Annotated in this window: 19 protein-coding genes and 1 tRNA gene; 12 read left to right on the top strand and 8 right to left on the bottom strand. The window is 66.7% G+C overall.

Features of this window, described 5'->3' with window-relative positions:
* Positions 1–49 precede the first annotated feature (49 nt).
* Positions 50–697, top strand: coding sequence for an RNA pyrophosphohydrolase (locus AC1VVG_RS02930; RefSeq protein ID WP_034186372.1), 648 nt, complete (start codon positions 50–52; stop codon positions 695–697).
* 13 nt (positions 698–710) lie between these two features.
* Positions 711–1319 carry a CNP1-like family protein gene (locus tag AC1VVG_RS02925; RefSeq protein WP_034186371.1) on the top strand — a complete coding sequence of 203 codons (609 nt, stop codon included), beginning with the start codon at positions 711–713 and terminating at the stop codon, positions 1317–1319.
* 103 nt (positions 1320–1422) lie between these two features.
* On the opposite strand, the gene proB is transcribed toward AC1VVG_RS02925, so the two are convergent.
* The 4 genes from proB to rplU form a co-directional block, all read right to left on the bottom strand.
* Positions 1423–2541 carry a glutamate 5-kinase gene (gene proB / locus AC1VVG_RS02920; RefSeq protein WP_034186370.1) on the bottom strand — a complete coding sequence of 373 codons (1119 nt, stop codon included), beginning with the start codon at positions 2539–2541 and terminating at the stop codon, positions 1423–1425.
* Positions 2542–2631: 90 nt separating this feature from the next.
* On the bottom strand, positions 2632–3744 hold the full coding sequence (gene obgE / locus AC1VVG_RS02915; RefSeq protein ID WP_034186369.1) for a GTPase ObgE: 1113 nt from the start codon (positions 3742–3744) through the stop codon (positions 2632–2634).
* Positions 3745–3931: 187 nt separating this feature from the next.
* On the bottom strand, positions 3932–4195 hold the full coding sequence (gene rpmA, locus AC1VVG_RS02910; protein WP_006476999.1) for a 50S ribosomal protein L27: 264 nt from the start codon (positions 4193–4195) through the stop codon (positions 3932–3934).
* 24 nt (positions 4196–4219) lie between these two features.
* Positions 4220–4531: a 50S ribosomal protein L21 gene (rplU, locus tag AC1VVG_RS02905; RefSeq protein ID WP_027783472.1), complete on the bottom strand. Its 312-nt coding sequence runs from the start codon at positions 4529–4531 to the stop codon at positions 4220–4222.
* A gap of 210 nt (positions 4532–4741) precedes the next feature.
* Here rplU and AC1VVG_RS02900 point away from each other — a divergent pair, with 210 nt between their 5' ends.
* The 9 genes from AC1VVG_RS02900 to AC1VVG_RS02860 all read left to right on the top strand — a co-directional run bounded on the left by AC1VVG_RS02900 (position 4742) and on the right by AC1VVG_RS02860 (position 12656).
* Positions 4742–5737, top strand: a complete 996-nt coding sequence (locus AC1VVG_RS02900) for a polyprenyl synthetase family protein (RefSeq protein WP_031398933.1) — start codon at positions 4742–4744, stop codon at positions 5735–5737.
* Positions 5738–5917: 180 nt separating this feature from the next.
* Positions 5918–5994: transfer RNA gene (locus tag AC1VVG_RS02895), tRNA-Pro, on the top strand.
* A 141-nt stretch (positions 5995–6135) separates the two neighbouring features.
* Positions 6136–7428: an HlyC/CorC family transporter gene (locus AC1VVG_RS02890; protein WP_175027950.1), complete on the top strand. Its 1293-nt coding sequence runs from the start codon at positions 6136–6138 to the stop codon at positions 7426–7428.
* An 83-nt stretch (positions 7429–7511) separates the two neighbouring features.
* Positions 7512–8789: a GspE/PulE family protein gene (locus tag AC1VVG_RS02885; RefSeq protein ID WP_049030432.1), complete on the top strand. Its 1278-nt coding sequence runs from the start codon at positions 7512–7514 to the stop codon at positions 8787–8789.
* On the top strand, positions 8786–9997 hold the full coding sequence (locus AC1VVG_RS02880) for a type II secretion system F family protein (RefSeq protein ID WP_482835239.1): 1212 nt from the start codon (positions 8786–8788) through the stop codon (positions 9995–9997). The genes AC1VVG_RS02885 and AC1VVG_RS02880 overlap by 4 nt, the downstream gene beginning before the upstream one ends.
* Before the next feature lie 46 nt (positions 9998–10043).
* Entirely contained in the window at positions 10044–10955 is a 912-nt protein-coding gene (locus tag AC1VVG_RS02875; RefSeq protein WP_482835238.1) for a prepilin peptidase, read from the top strand.
* Between the two features lies 1 nt (position 10956).
* Positions 10957–11565: a dephospho-CoA kinase gene (gene coaE / locus AC1VVG_RS02870; RefSeq protein ID WP_482835237.1), complete on the top strand. Its 609-nt coding sequence runs from the start codon at positions 10957–10959 to the stop codon at positions 11563–11565.
* Positions 11566–11674: 109 nt separating this feature from the next.
* Entirely contained in the window at positions 11675–12430 is a 756-nt protein-coding gene (zapD, locus tag AC1VVG_RS02865) for a cell division protein ZapD (protein WP_034186363.1), read from the top strand.
* 25 nt (positions 12431–12455) lie between these two features.
* A complete protein-coding gene (locus AC1VVG_RS02860; protein ID WP_080287726.1) occupies positions 12456–12656 on the top strand; it encodes a DNA gyrase inhibitor YacG in 201 nt (66 codons plus the stop codon).
* 62 nt (positions 12657–12718) lie between these two features.
* On the opposite strand, the gene AC1VVG_RS02855 is transcribed toward AC1VVG_RS02860, so the two are convergent.
* The 4 genes from AC1VVG_RS02855 to secA all read right to left on the bottom strand — a co-directional run bounded on the left by AC1VVG_RS02855 (position 12719) and on the right by secA (position 18231).
* Positions 12719–13162, bottom strand: coding sequence for an NUDIX domain-containing protein (locus tag AC1VVG_RS02855; protein WP_482835236.1), 444 nt, complete (start codon positions 13160–13162; stop codon positions 12719–12721).
* On the bottom strand, positions 13159–14028 hold the full coding sequence (locus AC1VVG_RS02850; RefSeq protein ID WP_034186361.1) for an ATP-binding protein: 870 nt from the start codon (positions 14026–14028) through the stop codon (positions 13159–13161). The genes AC1VVG_RS02855 and AC1VVG_RS02850 overlap by 4 nt, the downstream gene beginning before the upstream one ends.
* A 19-nt stretch (positions 14029–14047) precedes the next feature.
* On the bottom strand, positions 14048–15289 hold the full coding sequence (gene argJ, locus AC1VVG_RS02845) for a bifunctional glutamate N-acetyltransferase/amino-acid acetyltransferase ArgJ (protein WP_124670806.1): 1242 nt from the start codon (positions 15287–15289) through the stop codon (positions 14048–14050).
* Positions 15290–15432: 143 nt separating this feature from the next.
* Positions 15433–18231, bottom strand: a complete 2799-nt coding sequence (gene secA / locus AC1VVG_RS02840) for a preprotein translocase subunit SecA (RefSeq protein ID WP_034186359.1) — start codon at positions 18229–18231, stop codon at positions 15433–15435.
* Between the two features lie 256 nt (positions 18232–18487).
* Here secA and AC1VVG_RS02835 point away from each other — a divergent pair, with 256 nt between their 5' ends.
* A complete protein-coding gene (locus tag AC1VVG_RS02835; RefSeq protein ID WP_034186358.1) occupies positions 18488–18964 on the top strand; it encodes a DciA family protein in 477 nt (158 codons plus the stop codon).
* Positions 18965–19033 lie beyond the last annotated feature (69 nt).

Raw genomic sequence — 19033 nt, 5'->3', positions numbered from 1 at the left:
GTTATCTGTTTATAATCAAAGCAATTTTAAAGGATTCGAAGGTGGTTGTATGCTGGATCGTGAAGGCTTTCGCCCGAACGTCGGCATCATCCTCTTGAACGCGCGCAACGAGGTGTTTTGGGGCAAGCGGCTCCGCGAGCATTCCTGGCAGTTTCCTCAAGGTGGGATCAAGTACGGCGAGACCCCCATGCAGGCGATGTACCGGGAACTGCACGAGGAAACGGGCCTGCATCCGGAACACGTCAAGATAATCGGCCGCACTCGCGACTGGTTGCGTTACGAGGTGCCTGACAAGTTCATCAAACGCGAAGTACGCGGTCATTACCGCGGCCAGAAGCAGATCTGGTTCCTGCTGCGGATGGTTGGACGCGATTGCGACATTTGCTTGCGCGCGACCGATCACCCGGAGTTCGATGCGTGGCGCTGGAACGAGTACTGGGTACCGCTCGATGCGGTGATCGAGTTCAAGCGGGATGTCTATCAGTTGGCGCTGACGGAACTGTCGCGCTTCCTGCGCCGCCCGGCGCAGCGAGCCGAGAAGCCGCGCGGGCCGCGAATGTCGCGCTATCCGCGCGTCATTGGCGTACAGGCCCAGCAGACGCTGACGATTGTCGACACATCGGTAGTGTGTTCGGAGATCGAAGTGGAGGCGAGCACGCTCGACGAGATGCCGCCCCACGTGATCGTCGGCAAATGACGAGTCGGACTGCATGACCGGGCGCGACCATGGTGTCGCGCCCTTTTTTTACGAGGAATGCATATTGAAAGCGATTGCTCTCGCGCTCGCATCGATCGCCGCGATGGCTGCCCTGGCCGGCTGCGCGAATTCGAAAGCGCCGTCCAACAAGGATGACAGCGAGTTCGTCTATCTGCTGGACCGCCAGGGGAACTGGAAGGAAAACACGGTCGACACGCTGCCGCCGCTGCCGCAAACGGGCGACCTGCTGCCGTTCAACGTATCGCAGAACACGCCGCTCAAGTTCTTCGTCGACGCGAAGTCGCTCGACGTCGGCTCCGATGGCGTCGTGCGCTACGCGGTCGTCATCACGAGCCCGGCCGGCGCGCGCAACGTGAACTACGAAGGCATCCGCTGCGACACCTACGAATGGCGCCAGTACGCGGGCCTGAACTCGGACCACAACGGCTGGGATCGCACGGTCGAGAACGACTGGCGGCGCATCGAGAACGGCGAACTGAACGCTTACCACTCCGCGCTGTATCAGGACTACTTCTGCTCGAACAAGATGCCGCAAGGCTCGACCCGGCAGATCCTGGAAAACATCCGGTTCCACCGCACCGCGATGACGCAGTTGCGTTGACGGCGCACGGTGCGGGCCCTCCGCATCGCATGTCACTCGAAAAAGCCCGCGTCGCGCGGGCTTTTTCACTGGACTGCCTGGACACCCGAAACCTGGCCGGCGATCACACCAGCACGAGGTTGTCGCGATGGATCAGTTCCGGCTCCAGCATGTAGCCGAGCACCGCCTCGATCTCGCCGCTCGGCTTGCGGTGAATCAGCTTCGTTTCCGCGCTGCTGTAGTTCGTGAGCCCGCGCGCCACTTCGCGCCCGTCGGGGCCGACACACGCGATCACCTCGCCGCGCGCGAACGCGCCCTGCACGTCGATCACGCCGATCGGCAGCAGGCTCTTGCCGCCGGCCGTCAGCTTTTCGACCGCGCCGGCGTCGATCACGACATGGCCGCGCACCTGCAGATGGTCGGCCATCCATTGCTTGCGCGCCGCCATCCGCGCGGTACGCGCGATCAGCTGGGTGCCGATCGCCTCGCCGGCCGCCAGGCGCACGAGCACGTCGGCCTCCCGGCCGCTCGCGATCACGGTGTTCGCGCCGCTGTGTGCCGCACGCTTCGCCGCGAGGATCTTCGTCAGCATCCCGCCGCGACCGAGGCTCGAACCGGCGCCGCCGGCCATCGCCTCGAGCTCCGGCGCGCCCGCATTGGCCTCGGCGACGAGCGTCGCGTTCGGGTCCTTGCGCGGATCGGCCGTGAACAGCCCGGTCTGGTCGGTCAGGATGATCAGCGCATCGCCTTCGATCAGGTTCGCGACGAGCGCGCCGAGCGTGTCGTTGTCGCCGAACTTGATTTCGTCGGTGACGACCGTGTCGTTCTCGTTGATGATCGGCACGACGCCGAGCCGCAGCAGCGTGAGCAGCGTCGAGCGCGCATTCAGGTAGCGCTCGCGATCGGCCAGGTCGGCGTGCGTGAGCAGGATCTGCGCGGTGCGGATGTCGTGCTCGGTGAAGCGGCTCTCATAGACCTGCGCGAGCCCCATCTGGCCGACCGCCGCGGCGGCCTGCAACTCGTCGATTTCGCGCGGCCGCTTGCTCCAGCCGAGGCGCTGCATCCCTTCCGCGATCGCGCCCGAACTGACGAGCACGACTTCCTTGCCCTGCGCGCGCAATGCGGCGATCTGGGCTGCCCAGCGGCCGATTGCAGCATGATCGAGCCCCTTGCCGTCGTTGGTCACGAGGCTGGAACCCACCTTCACCACCAATCGCTTCGAATCCGCGATGATCGAACGCATCCTGCACTGTCTCCTGTATCTGATGCCTGCCCGGCAGGGCGCGATTGAACGCCGACGCCGGGCGGCACGCCCGGCGCGTTCCGGAACCGCTCAGGCGTCGTCGCCCGGCGCCGCACCGCCGTTCGCCGGCGGCGCATCGCGGAAACGCACGTCCGCCGCGAGATCTTCCGCTTCCGCCGCACGGTGTGCGTCCGAATGCTCGGACAGGTAATCGTAGATCGCGTAGCACAGCGCTTCGCACCCCTGGCCCGTCAACGCCGAAATCTCGAACACGGGGCCGTCCCAGCCGAAACGGTCGAGGAAATCGGCGACGCGCGCCTCGCGCTCGTCTTCCGGCACCATGTCGAGCTTGTTGAGCACGAGCCAGCGCGGCTTTTCGTACAGCGCTTCGTCGTACTTGCGCAGCTCGCCGACGATCGCGGTGGCTTCCGCGACCGGATCGACGCTTTCGTCGAACGGCGCCAGATCGACCAGATGCAGCAGCACGCCGGTGCGCTGCAGGTGGCGCAGGAACTGATGCCCGAGGCCCGCGCCTTCGGCCGCGCCCTCGATCAGCCCCGGGATGTCGGCGATCACGAAGCTCTTGCTCGGGCCGACCCGCACCACGCCGAGGTTCGGCGCAAGCGTCGTGAACGGGTAGTCGGCGATCTTCGGCCGCGCGTTCGACACCGACGAGATGAACGTCGATTTGCCCGCGTTCGGCATGCCGAGCAAACCGACGTCGGCGAGCACCTTCAGCTCGAGCTTCAGCATGCGCCGCTCGCCCGGCTTGCCGTCCGTCTTCTGGCGCGGCGCACGGTTCGTGCTCGATTTGAAATGCAGGTTGCCGAGCCCGCCGGCACCACCCTGGGCAAGCATCACCTGCTGGTCGTGCTCGGTCAGGTCGGCGATCAGCTCGCCGGTATCCATGTCGCTGATGATCGTGCCGACCGGCATGCGCAGCGTAACGTCGTCGCCGCCCTTGCCGTAGCAATCCGAGCCGCGACCGTTTTCGCCGTTGCGCGCGAGATGCTTCTTCGCGTATCGGTAGTCGATCAGCGTATTGATGTTGCGGTCGGCGATCGCGTAGACGCTGCCGCCCCGGCCGCCGTCGCCGCCGTCCGGCCCGCCGAACGGGACGAACTTCTCGCGGCGCATCGACGCGCTGCCATCACCCCCGTCTCCGGCGATGACTTCGATTCGTGCTTCGTCAATGAACTTCATTCGTCACTCCGCCCAGTATTTCCGCTATTGTGCCGCGCGCCGGCACGCTTGAACAATCTGCCGTTCGGCCGATCGTACGCCGGTTGCGCGAGGGTCGCCGGCCCGCGCATGCGCCCGGCGACCAAATAAAAAAAGGCCCCGCGAAGACTGCGGGGCCTTTCGGCTACGAAGCCCGTGGGTGCCTGACTTAGGCAGCCGCCGGGACGACGATGACCAGATGCTTCTTGTCCGCGCCCTTCGTCGCGAACTTGACGTGACCGTCGACCAGCGCGAACAGGGTGTGATCCTTGCCCATGCCGACGTTCTCGCCTGCGTGCATGCGCGTACCGCGCTGACGCACGATGATGCCGCCGGCATTGATTGCCTGGCCGCCGTACACTTTCACGCCGAGACGCTTCGACTCGGAGTCGCGGCCGTTCCGGGAAGAGCCGCCTGCCTTTTTGTGTGCCATCTGATTGCTCCTTTACCGAGGCGCTTACGCGTTGATCGCGTCGATGCGCAGCTCAGTGTAGTTCTGGCGGTGGCCGCCGTGCTTTTGGTAGTGCTTCCGGCGACGCATCTTGAAGATGGTGACCTTGGCATGACGACCGTGCGACACAACGGTGGCCTTGACGGAAGCCCCACTGACCAGCGGCGCACCGAACTTAATCGATTCGCCTTCGCCCACTGCGAGAACCTGGTCGAGCGTGATTTCAGCGTCAATGTCAGCCGGTATCTGTTCTACTTTGAGTTTTTCGCCAACGGCAACCTTGTACTGCTTGCCGCCGGTTTTTATGACCGCGTACATTGAGAACCTCACTCTGGATCCAATTTTTCCGCACACCACGCGCGGAAAACACGTGATTATACATGGGGTTAGCACCGAAGTCAAAACCGATCGACGATTGCCGCGCACAAGCCCCGGCCGAACGGCCAAAATCACGGCTGCGGCACGTCTGACAGACCGGGATTTCGCGGATTCGACTTATAATCCGCCGCATCACCCAATTCCATCATCATGTCGTCGTCCACCGCCTCCCCCACCCTCAGCGCCGCCCACCTGCTCGCTCCGATCACCAGCGACATGGAGCAGGTAAATCGCGTTATCCGGCAAAGCCTCGCGTCCGACGTGCTGCTGATCAACCAGATCGCCGAGTACATCATCGGTGCGGGCGGCAAGCGGCTGCGTCCGGCGTTGCTGCTGCTCGTCGCCGGCGCGCTCGGCGAAACGTCGCACCAGCGGCACGTGCTGGCCGCCGTCGTCGAGTTCATCCACACGGCCACGCTGCTGCATGACGACGTCGTCGACGAATCAGAGCTGCGCCGCGGCCGCCAGACCGCCAATGCGCTGTTCGGCAACGCGGCGAGCGTGCTGGTAGGCGATTACCTCTACTCGCGCTCGTTCGAGATGATGGTCGGCGTCGGCAAGATGCGCGTGATGGAGATCCTGTCCGAAGCGACGACGATCATTTCCGAAGGCGAGGTGCTGCAGCTCCTCAACATGCACGATGCGGACGTCGACGAAACGCGCTACATGCAGGTGATCCGCTACAAGACGGCCAAGCTGTTCGAGGCGTCGGCCCGCCTGGGCGCCGTGCTCGCGGGCGCCGATGCGCCGACCGAGGCCGCCGCCGCCGAATACGGGCGCCGCATCGGTACCGCGTTCCAGATCATGGACGACTGGCTCGACTACGCAGGCACCGTCGAGGCCATGGGCAAGAACGCCGGCGACGACCTGCGCGAAGGCAAGCCGACGCTGCCGCTCATCTATCTGATCGAACGCGGCACGCCCGAGCAGTCGGCACTGGCGCGCGAAGCGATCGAACAGGGCGGCACCGATCGTTTCGACACGATCTTCGACGCGATCACGCGCTCCGGCGCACTCGATCACACGCTCGAATGCGCGCGTCAGGAAGCGCAGGCCGCAGCCGCCGCGATCGCCGCGTTCCCCGATTCGATCTACAAGGAGAGCCTGCTCGCGCTGTGCTCGTATTCGACGTCGCGACAGTCGTAAGCCGATCGCGTGCGTCGCCGCCACGGCTGCGACGACGCACCGTCGACACGGGAAATTCACCTGTCTCGAAAATTTTCTTCTCCAAGGCCTTCCCTTTTTAAAGAAACGTCGTTATAGTTATGTTCTTGCTCGACGACGCAGCGGTCTTGAAGAAGACGGCGAAATCGGAAGAGTCCAAATCGGGGTGTAGCTTAGCCTGGTAGAGCGCTACGTTCGGGACGTAGAGGCCGGAGGTTCGAATCCTCTCACCCCGACCAGATTTGTAAAAAACCGTGCACCGTGTGCACGGTTTTTTTTTGCCCGGCCGCCTCAGGCCCCATGTGTCGCGCACGACACATCGCGGTCGCCGGCCTCTGCTATATTCCCTCCATCCCTGTCCTTCACTGCCCATCCGACGCGTGGACCAAATTCCCTTATGGGCGCAAATCGGCGCCGTCTTCCTGCTTCTCCTCTGTTCCAGCTTCTTTTCGATTTCCGAGACCGCGATGATGGCGCTCAACCGCCATCGGCTGAAGCATCTCGCCGGCCAGGGCGCGCTCGGCGCGAAAACCACGCAAGGCCTGCTCACGCGCACTGACCTGCTGCTCAGCGTGATCCTGATCGGCAACAACCTGTTCAACACGATCATCCCGGTCCTGACGACGTCGCTCGCGCTGCATACGTTCGGCCGCAACAACCTCGCGCTGTCGATCGCGACCGGCATCGTCGCGTTCCTGATCATCGTGTTCGCGGAAATCGCACCGAAGATCGTCGGCGCGACCTTCCCCGAACGCATCGCCCTGCCCGCGAGCCTCGTGATCGCGCCGCTGATGCGCGTGTTCAAGCCGGTCGTCTGGTTCGTCAACGCGCTCGCGAACGGCGTGCTGTGGGCGCTGCGCATCAACACGAAGAAGGGTCGCGACCAGCGGATGTCGGCCGACGAGCTGCGCGCCATCGTGCTCGAGTCGAGCAGCTTCATGCCGACCAAGCACCGCAGCATCCTGCTCAACCTGTTCGACCTCGAGAACATCACGGTCGATGACGTGATGGTGCCGCGCCGCCAGATCGAGTCGCTCAACTTCTACGCGCCGCTCGACGACGTCCTGCACCAGCTCGAAACCTGCTATCACAACCGGCTCGTCGTCTACGAAGGCGACATCGACAAGGTGCTCGGCGTGCTGCACGTGCGCAAGACGCTGACCGCGCTCCACAATCAGGAGTTCGACCGCGAGACGCTGCGCACGCTGCTCGCCGAGCCGTACTACGTGCCGTCGGGCACGCCGGTGGTCCAGCAGCTCCAGTTCTTCCAGGAAACGCGGCAACGCACCGCGCTCGTCGTCAACGAGTACGGCGAGCTCGAAGGGCTCGTCACGCCCGAAGACATCATCGAGGAACTGATCGGCGAATTCACGACGTCGATGCCGCGCAGCGAACGCGCGGGCGGCTGGGACGAGAACGGCGAATGCATCGTGTCGGCCAGCATGCCGCTGCGCGAACTGAACCGCTGGCTGCACCTGAAGCTGCCGACCGACGGTCCGAAGACGCTGAACGGACTGGTGCTCGAAATCCTCGAGGAAATTCCGGAAGACGACGTGTGCCTGAAGATCGGCGACGTGATGCTCGAGGTGATGCGCAGCGACGATCAGGCCGTGCGCACCGTCAAGCTCTTCAAGCCGCGCGGCGCGCGCACCGCACGCGCCGCCACCCGCTAGCCGAACGGCCGACTGCCGGCACCGCCCGCGACGCGCGACCATCTGCAGGTCACGGTCAACAGGCGGCCAGCGTGCCGGCTCACATGCCTTTTCCTCCTTCCGGGGCGCCGCTGCGCATGCAGCCGCCGCCCGCCCGCTCCGCCGCGCCGCCTGCCGCCGTGCCTCACGCACTCGACGCGGCCCAGCTCGACGATGCGCCGGCCGTGCGGCTGCTGACGGACACGCTGCACGCGGCACGCGTGCGCGATGCATCCGACATCCACGTCGAGCCGTTCGAAACCGGCTGGCGCATCCGCCTGCGTATCGACGGCGTGCTGCACGACCACGCGCGGCCGCCCGCGCACCTGCGCGACGCGCTCGTCACGCGAATCAAGGTGCTCGCGCGCATGGACATCGCCGAGCGGCGACTTCCGCAGGACGGCAGGCTGCGCATCGCGATCGACGGCGGCACGCGCGGCGACTATCGCGTCAGCTCGCTGCCGACGCTGTTCGGCGAAAAGCTCGTGCTGCGGCGCCTCGACACGCTGCCGCCCGATCTCACGCTCGCCCGTCTCGGCTTCGACGCGCAGCAGGCCGCCGCGATGGAGGCCGCGATACGCGCGCCGCATGGCCTCGTGCTCGTCACCGGCCCGACCGGCAGCGGCAAGACGCTATCGCTCTACTGCGCGCTGCAGATGCTCGATCGCGACGCGCACAACGTCTGCACGGTCGAGGATCCCGCCGAGATCCAGCTCGACGGGATCAACCAGGTCGGTGTCGCCGAAAAGGCCGGGCTCACGTTCGCGACGGCGCTGCGTGCGCTGTTGCGGCAGGATCCGGACATCATCATGGTCGGCGAGATACGCGATGCCGAAACGGCCGACGTCGCGATCAAGGCCGCGCAGACCGGCCATCTCGTGCTGTCGACGCTGCACACGAACGACGCGCCGGCCGCCATCGCCCGCATGCTCGATATCGGCGTCGCGCCGTACAACCTCGCGGCCGCGCTGCAGCTCGTCACCGCGCAGCGCCTCGTCCGGCGCCTGTGCGTCGCATGCCGTGTCCCGTCGGACGCACCGGCGCGCGGGCTGCGGGAAGCCGGCTGCGACCCGGCGGCGCTGGCGGCCGGATGGCGGCCCTTCGTCGCGCGCGGCTGCGCCGCCTGTCACGGGATCGGCTATCGCGGCCGCATCGGGCTGCATCAGACGATGCCAGTCTCGCCGGAACTCGCGGAGCGCATCGTCGCGCGCGCAAGCGTCGGGGCGCTCGCGCAATGCGCGGCAGCCGAAGGCGTGCGCAACCTGCGCGATGCCGCATTCGCACGCGTGCGGGACGGCACGACGAGCCTCGCGGAAGCCGTCGCCGCCACCCCCGCCGTATGAGCACGCCCACGCCGCCGCGCGAAACCCGCTTCGCGTGGCGCGGCCGCCGTCGCGACGGCACACCGCACCGCGGAACCGTCGTCGCCTTCGACGCCGCAGCCGCGCGCGCCACGCTCGCACGCGACGGCATCGCGGTGTTGTCGCTCGACGTCCGCGGGCCGGCCCGACCGCCGACGGCCGGCGCGCGGGAGATCACGCGTTTCACGCGCCAGCTCGCGAGCCTGTTGCAGGCCGGGCTGCCGATCGCACCGTCGCTCGAGATGCTCGCGCGTACACGGTCGCGCGACGGCGTGCCGCGCATCGCCGCGGGCCTCGCCCGCGAGATCGTCGGCGGGCGGCGCTTCGCCGACGCGCTCGCGCGCTATCCGTCGCAGTTCGGCACGCTGTACCGTCAGTTGATCGAAGTCGGTGAAGCGTCCGGCTCGCTCGACATCGTGCTGACGCGCGTCGCCGAACACCGCGAGCGCGCCGATACGCAATGGCGCAAACTGCGGGCCGCCCTCGCGTATCCGGCCGCCGTCATCCTGTTCGCGCTCGCGATCTCGGCCGCGCTGATGGTGTGGGTCGTGCCGACGTTCCGGCAGATTTTCGACGGTTTCGGCGCAGCCCTGCCCGCGCCGACCCGCGTGCTGCTCGCGCTGTCTTCCGCATTGTCGGCGTGGGGCGGCGCGCTCGTGGCCGGCGCCGCGGCAGCGGCACTCGCCGCGCAGCACGCGCTTCGGCGGTCCGCACCGTTGCGCCATGCGGTCGCGCGCTGCCTGCTGCGGGCGCCGCTCGCGGGCAGCGCGCTCGAGCGATACGCGGCCGCACGCTGGTGCCGTTCGCTTGCAACGCTGCTCGGCGCCGGCGTGCCGCTCGCCGACGCCTTCGCCACCCTCGAGCGCACGGCCGGCCATCCGGTGTTCGCGCACGCCACCGCGCACGTCGCGGCACGCGTGTTGCGCGGCGCGCGCCTCGCCGATGCGATGCGCTCGGCCGGCTGCTTTCCGGACGACGTCGTCCAGCCGATCGCCGTCGCCGAGGAAACCGGTGCGCTCGACACGATGCTCGCCGACATCGCGGCGCTCTGCGAACGCCAGCTCGACGCGCGTCTCGATGCGCTCGCGGCGCTCGGCGAACCGCTGATCGTGATCGTCCTGGGCGCACTTGTCGGCGGCCTCGTGATCGCGATGTACCTGCCCATCCTTCAGCTCGGCAACGTGGTGTAGCATCGCAACCGATTCTGTCGCCTTTTAAGTCCGAACCTTGAGCCTCATGACGCCCGCGCCCCTGTCCGCCGTTTCCGAATCGCCCGAGAGCACGCTGCTCGTGCTGGCGATGCTGCCGCCCGCGCTGCAGTACGCGTTCGCGGTCGTCATCGGCCTGTGCGTCGGCAGCTTCCTGAACGTGGTCGTGCACCGGCTGCCCGTGATGATGCAGCGCGCGTGGCAGGCCGAGATCGACGAAGCGACCGGCAACGCCGGCGCCGCGCCCGACGACGGTTATCCGCCGCGCTACGACCTGTGGCACCCGCGCAGCGCCTGCCCGCATTGCGGCCACGTGCTGCGCGCATGGGAGAACATCCCGCTCGTCAGCTATCTGATGCTGCGAGGGCGCTGCCGCCGCTGCGGCCACGCGATCGGCATCGGTTATCCCCTCGTCGAGCTCGCGTGCGCGCTGCTCGCTGCCGGCTCGCTCGCCGCGTTCGGTCCGACCGTCGCCGCGCTCGCCGCATTCGCACTGTGCGCCGCGCTGCTCGCGATGAGCGCGATCGACATCCGCACCGGCTACCTGCCCGACTCGATGACGCTGCCGCTGCTCTGGGCCGGGCTCGTGCTGAATCTCGGCGGCACGTTCACGTCGCTGCGCTCGGCCGTGATCGGCGCGATGGCCGGCTATCTGTTCCTGTGGTCCATCTACTGGCTGTTCAAATGGCTGCGCGGCATCGAGGGCATCGGCTTCGGCGACCTGAAGCTGCTTGCCGCGCTCGGCGCGTGGATGGGCTGGGCCGCGCTGCCGCAGGTCGTGCTGTTCGCCGCCGTGACGGGCGCGATCGTCGGGCTCGTCGCGACCTGGCGCGGCCGCATGCGCTTCGAGGAGCCGATTCCGTTCGGCCCGTTCCTCGCGGCCGGCGGCGCCGCGACGCTGTTTTTCGGCACGCCGTTCTATTTCGCGCTCGGAGGCTGACATGTACGCAGTAGGACTCACGGGCGGCATCGGCAGCGGCAAGACGACCGTTGCCGACCTGTTCGGCGCCCGCGGCGCGTCGCTCGTCGATACCGATCTGATCGCCCACCGCATCACCGCCCCCGGCGGCCTCGCGATGCCCGCGATCGAACAGGCGTTCGGCCACGACTACGTTGCCGCCGACGGCTCGCTCGATCGCGCGAAGATGCGCACGCTGATCTTCAGCGACGACGATGCGCGCCGGCGCCTCGAAGCGATCACGCATCCGCTGATCCGCGCGGAAACCGATCGCGAAGCACGCGACGCGCAGGGCCCGTACGTGATGTTCGTCGTGCCGCTGCTCGTCGAGTCGGGCAACTGGAAGGCGCGCAGCGATCGCGTGCTCGTCGTCGATTGCCCGGTCGAAACGCAGATTGCGCGCGTGATGCGGCGCAACGGCTTCACACGCGAGCAGGTCGAAGCGATCATCGCGCGACAGGCGCCACGCGAAGCCCGCCTCGCGGCGGCCGACGACGTGATCGTCAACGACGCGGTGACGCCCGATGCACTCGCCGCGCAGGTCGATGCACTGCACCAACGTTATGTCGCGTTCGCGGCCGCCGCGCACTGAGCATCGCGCGCGATCGTGATGGTGTACGAAATTGGCGCGTTGCTAGGGTAGAGAGTGAGCATTAGAATGTCCTGCATTGTTTCCATCCCTACCCAAGAGGCGAGCGCGCTTGATTCTTTACGAGTATCCGTTCAACGAGCGAATTCGCACGCTGTTGCGCCTCGAAGATCTGTTCGAGCGCTTCGCGTTCTTTTTGGCTCAGGAGGACCCGCGTGAACACCACGTCGCGCTGACGACGCTGTTCGAAATCGCCGAGGTAACGGGCCGCGCGGACCTGAAATCGGATCTGATGAAGGAGCTCGAACGTCAACGCCAGACGCTCGCCCCCTTTCGCGGCAATCCGGGCATCGAGCAGAACGCGCTCGAAGCCGTGCTCGGCGAAATCGAGCAGACGCTGGCCAATCTCGCGCAGATGCAGGGCAAGACCGGCCAGCACCTCGTGGACAACGAATGGCTCGCCAGCATCCGCAGCCGTGCGGTGATTCCCGGCGGCACGTGCAAGTTCGACCTGCCGTCGTACTACGCGTGGCAGCAATGGCCCGCCGAGCAACGGCGCCAGGACATCGCGAAATGGATTCTGCCGATGCTGCCGCTGCGCGACGCCGCGTCGATCGTGCTGCGGCTCGCGCGCGAATCGGGTCAGGCGTCGAAGGTCATGGCGATGCAGGGCAGCTACCAACAGATGCTGTCGGGCCGCACCTACCAGCTGATGCAGGTCCGCGTGCCGCCGGAGCTGCGCGTCATTCCCGAAGCGAGCGCCAACAAATACATGCTGTGGGTACGGTTCACCATGCAGGACGGCGATGTGCGGCCGCGCGCGGTGGATATCGACGTGCCGTTCCATCTGACACTGTGCAATCTGTAACGGCCGTGTGCCGGATCGCTTTCGTATGACTACCGTTGTGAAATGCCCGTCGTGCGGCGCCGCAGTGCGCTGGACGCCTGAAAATCAGTTCCGCCCGTTCTGTTCGGCCCGCTGCAAGCAACTCGACCTCGGGGCCTGGGCCGCGGAAAAGTACCGGATCGGCGGGTCTTCCGACGAGGGCCCCTCGTCGGAAGAAGACGGCACGGACGACCGTCGCGATAGCTGAGACAGCCGAGCGGCACCGCCCGTCGGCGATATGGCCCGCCTTTCCGGCAGGCCGCCACGGCGTCAGTTCGACGCCGCTTCCTTCTCGAGCAATTCGAGCACCGGCAGCGCCGCCGGCAGCAGCGGCGCAACGGCGACCGGCAGTTTCTGCCAGACGAACGCCTGCCCTTCCTTGCTGTGCGGCTCGCCCGTCCAGCCCGTCACCTTGCAGAAATAGAGCCGCACGTACGCATGCGGATAATCGTGCTCGAGCGTGTGCCAGCGATGGCTGGCCGTGACCTCGATGCCGAGCTCCTCGTGGAGTTCGCGCGCGAGCGCGTTCTCGACGCTTTCGCCGGCCTCCAGCTTGCCGCCCGGAAACTCCCAGTACCCTTCATACGGCTTGCCCTGCAGGCGTTGCGCGAGCAGGTAGCTGCCGTCCGGCTGAACCATCACGCCGACCGCGACTTCCGTCACCTTGCGGCCGTCCGGTGCGCGCACTGCGCCTTGTGCGAGATCCGCGCTCATGCCTGCTCCTTGCGGCCCGACCAGTCACGCGCGAACTGCCACGCGACGCGCCCCGACCGCGAACCGCGCTCGAGCGCCCACACGAGCGCGTCGCCGCGCGCGGACTCGATCTCCGCGTCCGGGCAGCCGAAGTGGCGCAGCCAGTGCCCGACGATGTCGAGATAATCGTCTTGCTTGAACGGATAGAAGCTGACCCACAGGCCGAAGCGCTCCGACAGCGAGATCTTCTCCTCGACGACTTCGCCGGGGTGAATCTCGCCATCCGGGAGATGCTTGTACGACTCGTTGTCGCTCATGTACTCGGGCAGCAGATGGCGGCGGTTCGACGTCGCGTAGATCAGCACGTTGTCCGACTGCGCGGCGATCGAGCCGTCGAGCGCGACCTTCAGCGCCTTGTAGCCCGATTCGCCCTCCTCGAACGACAGGTCGTCGCAGAACACGATGAACCGCTCCGGACGCTGCGAGATCAGGTCGACGATGTCGCCGAGATCGTGCAGGTCGTCCTTGTCGACTTCGATCAGGCGCAGCCCGTCGTTCGCGTACGCGTTCAGGCATGCCTTGATCAGCGACGACTTGCCGGTACCGCGCGCGCCGGTCAGCAGCACGTTGTTGGCCGGCTTCTTCTGCACGAATTGCCGCGTGTTCTGCTCGATCAACCCTTTCTGGCGATCGATGTTGTGCAGGTCGGCGAGCGTGATCGACGACACGGCCGGCACCGGCTGCAAGTAGCCGCGCCCCTGGCGCTTGCGCCAGCGGAATGCGTGGGCGGCGTTCCAGTCGACGGCCGCCGGCGCGGGCGGCAGGATCCCCTCGAGGCGGCCAAGCAGCGCTTCGGCGCGGGTCAGAAACTGTTCAAGCTTGTCCATGGCGTTCGAACGCCCCCGATCAGGAGCGGTAATCCGCGTTGATGCTCACGTAATCGTGCGACAGGTCACACGTCCAGACGGTGGCCTGCGCGTCGCCGCGGCCGAGCAGCACGCGAATCGTGATTTCGCTCTGCTTCATCACGCGCTGGCCGTCCTCTTCCTGGTAGGCCGGGTTGCGGCCGCCCGCCTTCGCGACGAGCACGTCGTCGAGATAGAGGTCGATCTTGCCGACGTCGAGATCCGCGACGCCTGCATAGCCGATCGCCGCGAGAATTCGGCCGAGGTTGGGGTCGGATGCGTAGAAGGCCGTCTTCACGAGCGGCGAATGGCCGATCGCATAGGCGATCTGGCGGCATTCGGCGACGCTCTTGCCGCCTTCGACCTGCACCGTCATGAATTTCGTCGCGCCTTCGCCGTCGCGCACGATCAGTTGCGACAGCACCTGCGCGACCTGCGTGACCGCGTCGCGCAGCGCCGCATAAGCCGGCGAATCGGTCGACGTGATGGCCGGCAGCGTGCCCTTGCCCGATGCGATCAGGATGAACGAGTCGTTCGTCGACGTGTCGCCGTCGATCGTGATGCAGTTGAACGAGCGGTCGGCGACTTCCTTCACGAGCGTGTCGAGCACCGGCTGCGCGACGTTCGCGTCGAATGCGAGGAAGCCGAGCATCGTCGCCATGTTCGGCTTGATCATGCCCGCGCCCTTGCTGATGCCCGTCAGCGTGACCGTGTGGCCGTCGATCGTCACCTGGCGCGACGTGGCCTTCGGCAGCGTGTCGGTCGTCATGATCGCCTGCGCGGCATCGAACCAGTTCGCGGCCTTGCGGTTCGCGAGCGCGGCCGGCAGCCCGGCCTTCAGGCGGTCGATCGGCAGCGGCTCGAGGATCACGCCGGTCGAGAACGGCAGCACCTGCGCCGGCTCGATACCCGCGAGGCGCGCGAGTTCCGTGCAGGTTTCGCGCGCGTTCGCGAGGCCCGGCTCGCCGGTACCGGCGTTGGCATTGCCCGTATTCACGACGAGCGCGCGAATGCCCGCACCGCCCGCGCGCACCTTCGCCAGATGCTCGCGGCAGACGATGACCGGCGCGGCGCAGAAGCGGTTTTCGGTGAACACGCCCGCGACCGTTGCGCCTTCGTCGACGGAAATGACCAGCACGTCCTTGCGATTCGGCTTGCGGATATTCGCTTCCGCCCAGCCGAGCGTGACGCCGGCGACGGGATGCAGTTGGGCGGGATCGATCGACGGAAAATTGACAGCCATGGGGCACACCTGCCGGATGGAAAATGCCGGCATACGCCGGCATCGATTGGAAGAACCGGCGGCCGCACGCGCGGGCCGCCGCAACTCACATCAGTCACGCGAAGCTGGATCGAAGCGGCACGCGTGACGCGCGCCGCCGCCGATCATGACAGCTTCCCGTGACACTGCTTGTACTTCTTGCCGCTGCCGCACGGGCACGGGTCGTTGCGGCCGACCTTCGGCATCTCGCCGCCGGGGCCGCTGTGCGTCATCGCGCTGCCGACCATGTCGGCCGTCGCCGTGGCGGCCGCGGCAGCCGTGACGTTCGCCACCGGCGCACCGGCGTCCGCGTAGTCGGCGTGCTGATACTCGACGTTCTCGAGATGACCGGCGCGTTCCTCGATCTGCTCGGCGGCTTCCTCGAGCTGCTCCGGCGACTGGATCTGCACGTTCATCACGACACGCGTGACTTCCTGCTTGATCGCCTCGAGCATCGCGGCGAACAGTTCGAACGCCTCGCGCTTGTATTCCTGCTTCGGGTTCTTCTGCGCATAGCCGCGCAGGTGGATGCCCTGGCGCAGGTGGTCGAGCGCCGCGAGGTGTTCGCGCCACAGGCGGTCGACCGTCTGCAGCATCACCGAGCGCTCGAACGCGCTGAACGATTCGCGGCCGACCATCGCGACCTTGCTCTCGTACTGCTCGTCGGCGGCCGTCATCACGGCATCGAGAATTTCCTCGGCCGTGATCGACGACGACTCGTTCACCATTTCCTGAATCGCGAGGTCGAGCTGCCAGTCGTTGCGCAGCGCTTCCTCGAGCTCGGGCACGTCCCACTGCTCTTCGATGCTGCCTTCCGGCACGAACTGGCGGACGACTTCGGTGATCACGCCATGACGCATCGCGGTGATCGTCTCGGTGATGTCGTGCGCTTCGAGCAGCTCGTTGCGCTGCTGGTAGATCACCTTGCGCTGGTCGTTCGACACGTCGTCGTATTCGAGCAGCTGCTTGCGGATGTCGAAGTTGCGCGCTTCGACCTTGCGCTGCGCGGATTCGATCGAGCGCGTGACGATGCCGGCCTCGATCGCCTCGCCTTCCGGCATCTTCAGGCGATCCATGATCGAGCGCACGCGGTCGCCCGCGAAGATGCGCAGCAGCGGATCGTCGAGCGACAGGTAGAAGCGCGACGAGCCCGGATCGCCCTGGCGGCCCGCACGGCCGCGCAGCTGGTTGTCGATCCGGCGGGATTCGTGGCGCTCGGTGCCGATGATGTGCAGGCCGCCCGCCGCCTTCACCTGCTCGTGCAGCGTTTCCCACTCGTCGTGCAGCTGCTGGATGCGGCGCGCCTTTTCGTCGGCCGGGATCGCGTCGTCGGCCTCGATGAACGCGGCCTGCTTCTCGGCATTGCCGCCGAGCACGATGTCGGTACCGCGGCCGGCCATGTTGGTCGCGATCGTCACGCGGTTCGGCCGGCCGGCTTCCGCGACGATCGCGGCTTCACGCTCGTGCTGCTTCGCGTTCAGCACTTCGTGCGGCAACCCGGCCTGCTTCAGCAGATGCGACAGCAACTCGGAGTTCTCGATCGACGTCGTGCCGACCAGCACCGGCTGGCCGCGCTCGTAGCAGTCGCGGATGTCGCGGATCACCGCGTCGTAGCGCTCCTTGGCCGTCTTGTAGATCTGGTCCTGTTTGTCGATCCGCTTCGGCGGACGGTTGGTCGGGATCACGACCGTTTCGAGACCGTAGATCTCGTTGAATTCGTACGCTTCGGTGTCCGCGGTACCGGTCATGCCGGCCAGCTTCGCGTACATACGGAAGTAGTTCTGGAACGTAATCGACGCGAGCGTCTGGTTCTCGCTCTGGATCTTTACGTGCTCCTTGGCCTCGACCGCCTGATGCAGGCCGTCGGACCAGCGGCGGCCGGCCATCAGGCGGCCCGTGAATTCGTCGACGATGACCACTTCGCCGTTCTGCACGACGTAGTGCTGATCCTTGTGGAACAGCGTGTGCGCGCGCAGCGCCGCGTACACGTGGTGCATCAGCGTGATGTTCTGCGGCGCGTACAGGCTCTCGCCCTCGCCGATCAGGCCCCATTCGGCGAGCAGGCGCTCGGCCTTCTCGTGGCCCGACTCCGTCAGGAACACCTGGCGCGCCTTCTCGTCGAGCGTGTAGTCGCCCGGCTTCTCGACGCCCGTGCCGTCGGCCTTCTCTTCGCCAATCTGGCGCTCGAGCAGCGGCGGCAGCGCATTCATCCGCACGTACAGCTCGGTGTGATCCTCGGCCTGGCCCGAAATGATCAGCGGCGTGCGCGCCTCGTCGATCAGGATCGAGTCCACTTCGTCGACAACCGCAAAGTTCAGCGCCCGCTGCACGCGCGCATCGGTCTCGTAGACCATGTTGTCGCGCAGGTAGTCGAAGCCGAACTCGTTGTTCGTGCCGTACGTGATGTCCGCGGCGTACGCCTGCTGCTTCTGGTCGTGCTCCATGCCGGACAGGTTGATGCCGACCGACAGACCGAGGAAGTTGTAGAGGCGCGCCATCCATTCGGCGTCGCGCTGCGCGAGGTAGTCGTTGACGGTCACGACGTGCACGCCGCGGCCGGCGAGCGCATTCAGGTACACGGGCAGCGTCGCGACGAGCGTCTTGCCCTCGCCGGTGCGCATTTCCGCGATCTTGCCGTAGTGGAGCACCATGCCGCCGATCATCTGCACGTCGAAGTGCCGCATCTTCAGCACGCGACGGCTGGCCTCGCGACAGACCGCGAACGCCTCGGGCAGCAGCTTGTCGAGCGACTCGCCGGCCGCGACACGCTGGCGGAATTCGTCCGTCTTGCCGCGCAACTGGTCGTCCGTCAGCTTCTCGATCTGCGTTTCGAGCGCATTGATCGTCGCGACGGTCTTTTGGTATTGCTTGACGAGCCGCTGGTTGCGGCTGCCAAAAATTTTCTGGAGAAAACCGGTTGTCATCGGATCGGATCCTGCGTCGCAGCACCGGCGCCCGGCGCGTGTTGCGCGCCCCGGCGCCCGAGCCTCGGCGGCTTAGCGAATTAGTGGACTCAAACGTCGAATTTTAGCACGCGGGGAAGCGCACGCCTGTCTCTCGGCGGGACGGGCGCCGCACGCCGACGGCCGGGCCGGCGGGGCGAAAGCCGCCCGGGCATGGGCCGGCGCGGGTACAATCGGCGGCAACGTCCGCGCGCGTGCGCGCCCGAAGAATGCCTCGATGAACCGATTTTCCAAGCGTTTCGGCCCGCTCGCCGCCTATCGCCCGCAACCCGTGTCGGAAGTGCTCGGCCGCACCGACGCGTTCGCGGCGCTGCGCGCCGGCGTCGAGCAGATCGCGTCGCTGCAGCGCGATCTCGCCGCGCTCCTGCCCGACTACCTCGCGAATCACATCGAACCGGGCTTCATCAAGGACGGCACCCTGACCCTCTTTGCCGCGCACAATGCGCTGGCTGCCCGGTTGCGGCAGGTCGAGCCGCGGCTGCTCGGCGATCTGCAGAAGCGCGGCTGGCCCGTGACGACGCTGCGCGTGCGCGTGCGGCCGAAGGACGCGCCGGAGCCGCCGCACGTGAAGCAGGCGCGGATGACCTCGGTCGGCGCCGCCGCCCTGCGCGATCTCGCCGATCATCTCGAACCATCGCCGCTGCAGGCCGCGCTTGCCCGCATGGCGGCCCGGCACGGCGCCAAGTCGCGCTGACGGCGCCTTTGGCCGGCAGCGGCCGGCCAACAAAAAAGCGGCCCGAAGGCCGCTTTTTTATCGCTTGCG

This window comes from Burkholderia sp. L-4 (genome assembly GCF_056856535.1).
Note: the sequence above shows the minus strand (reverse complement) of the source record. Positions and strands in the feature narration are given on the sequence as shown.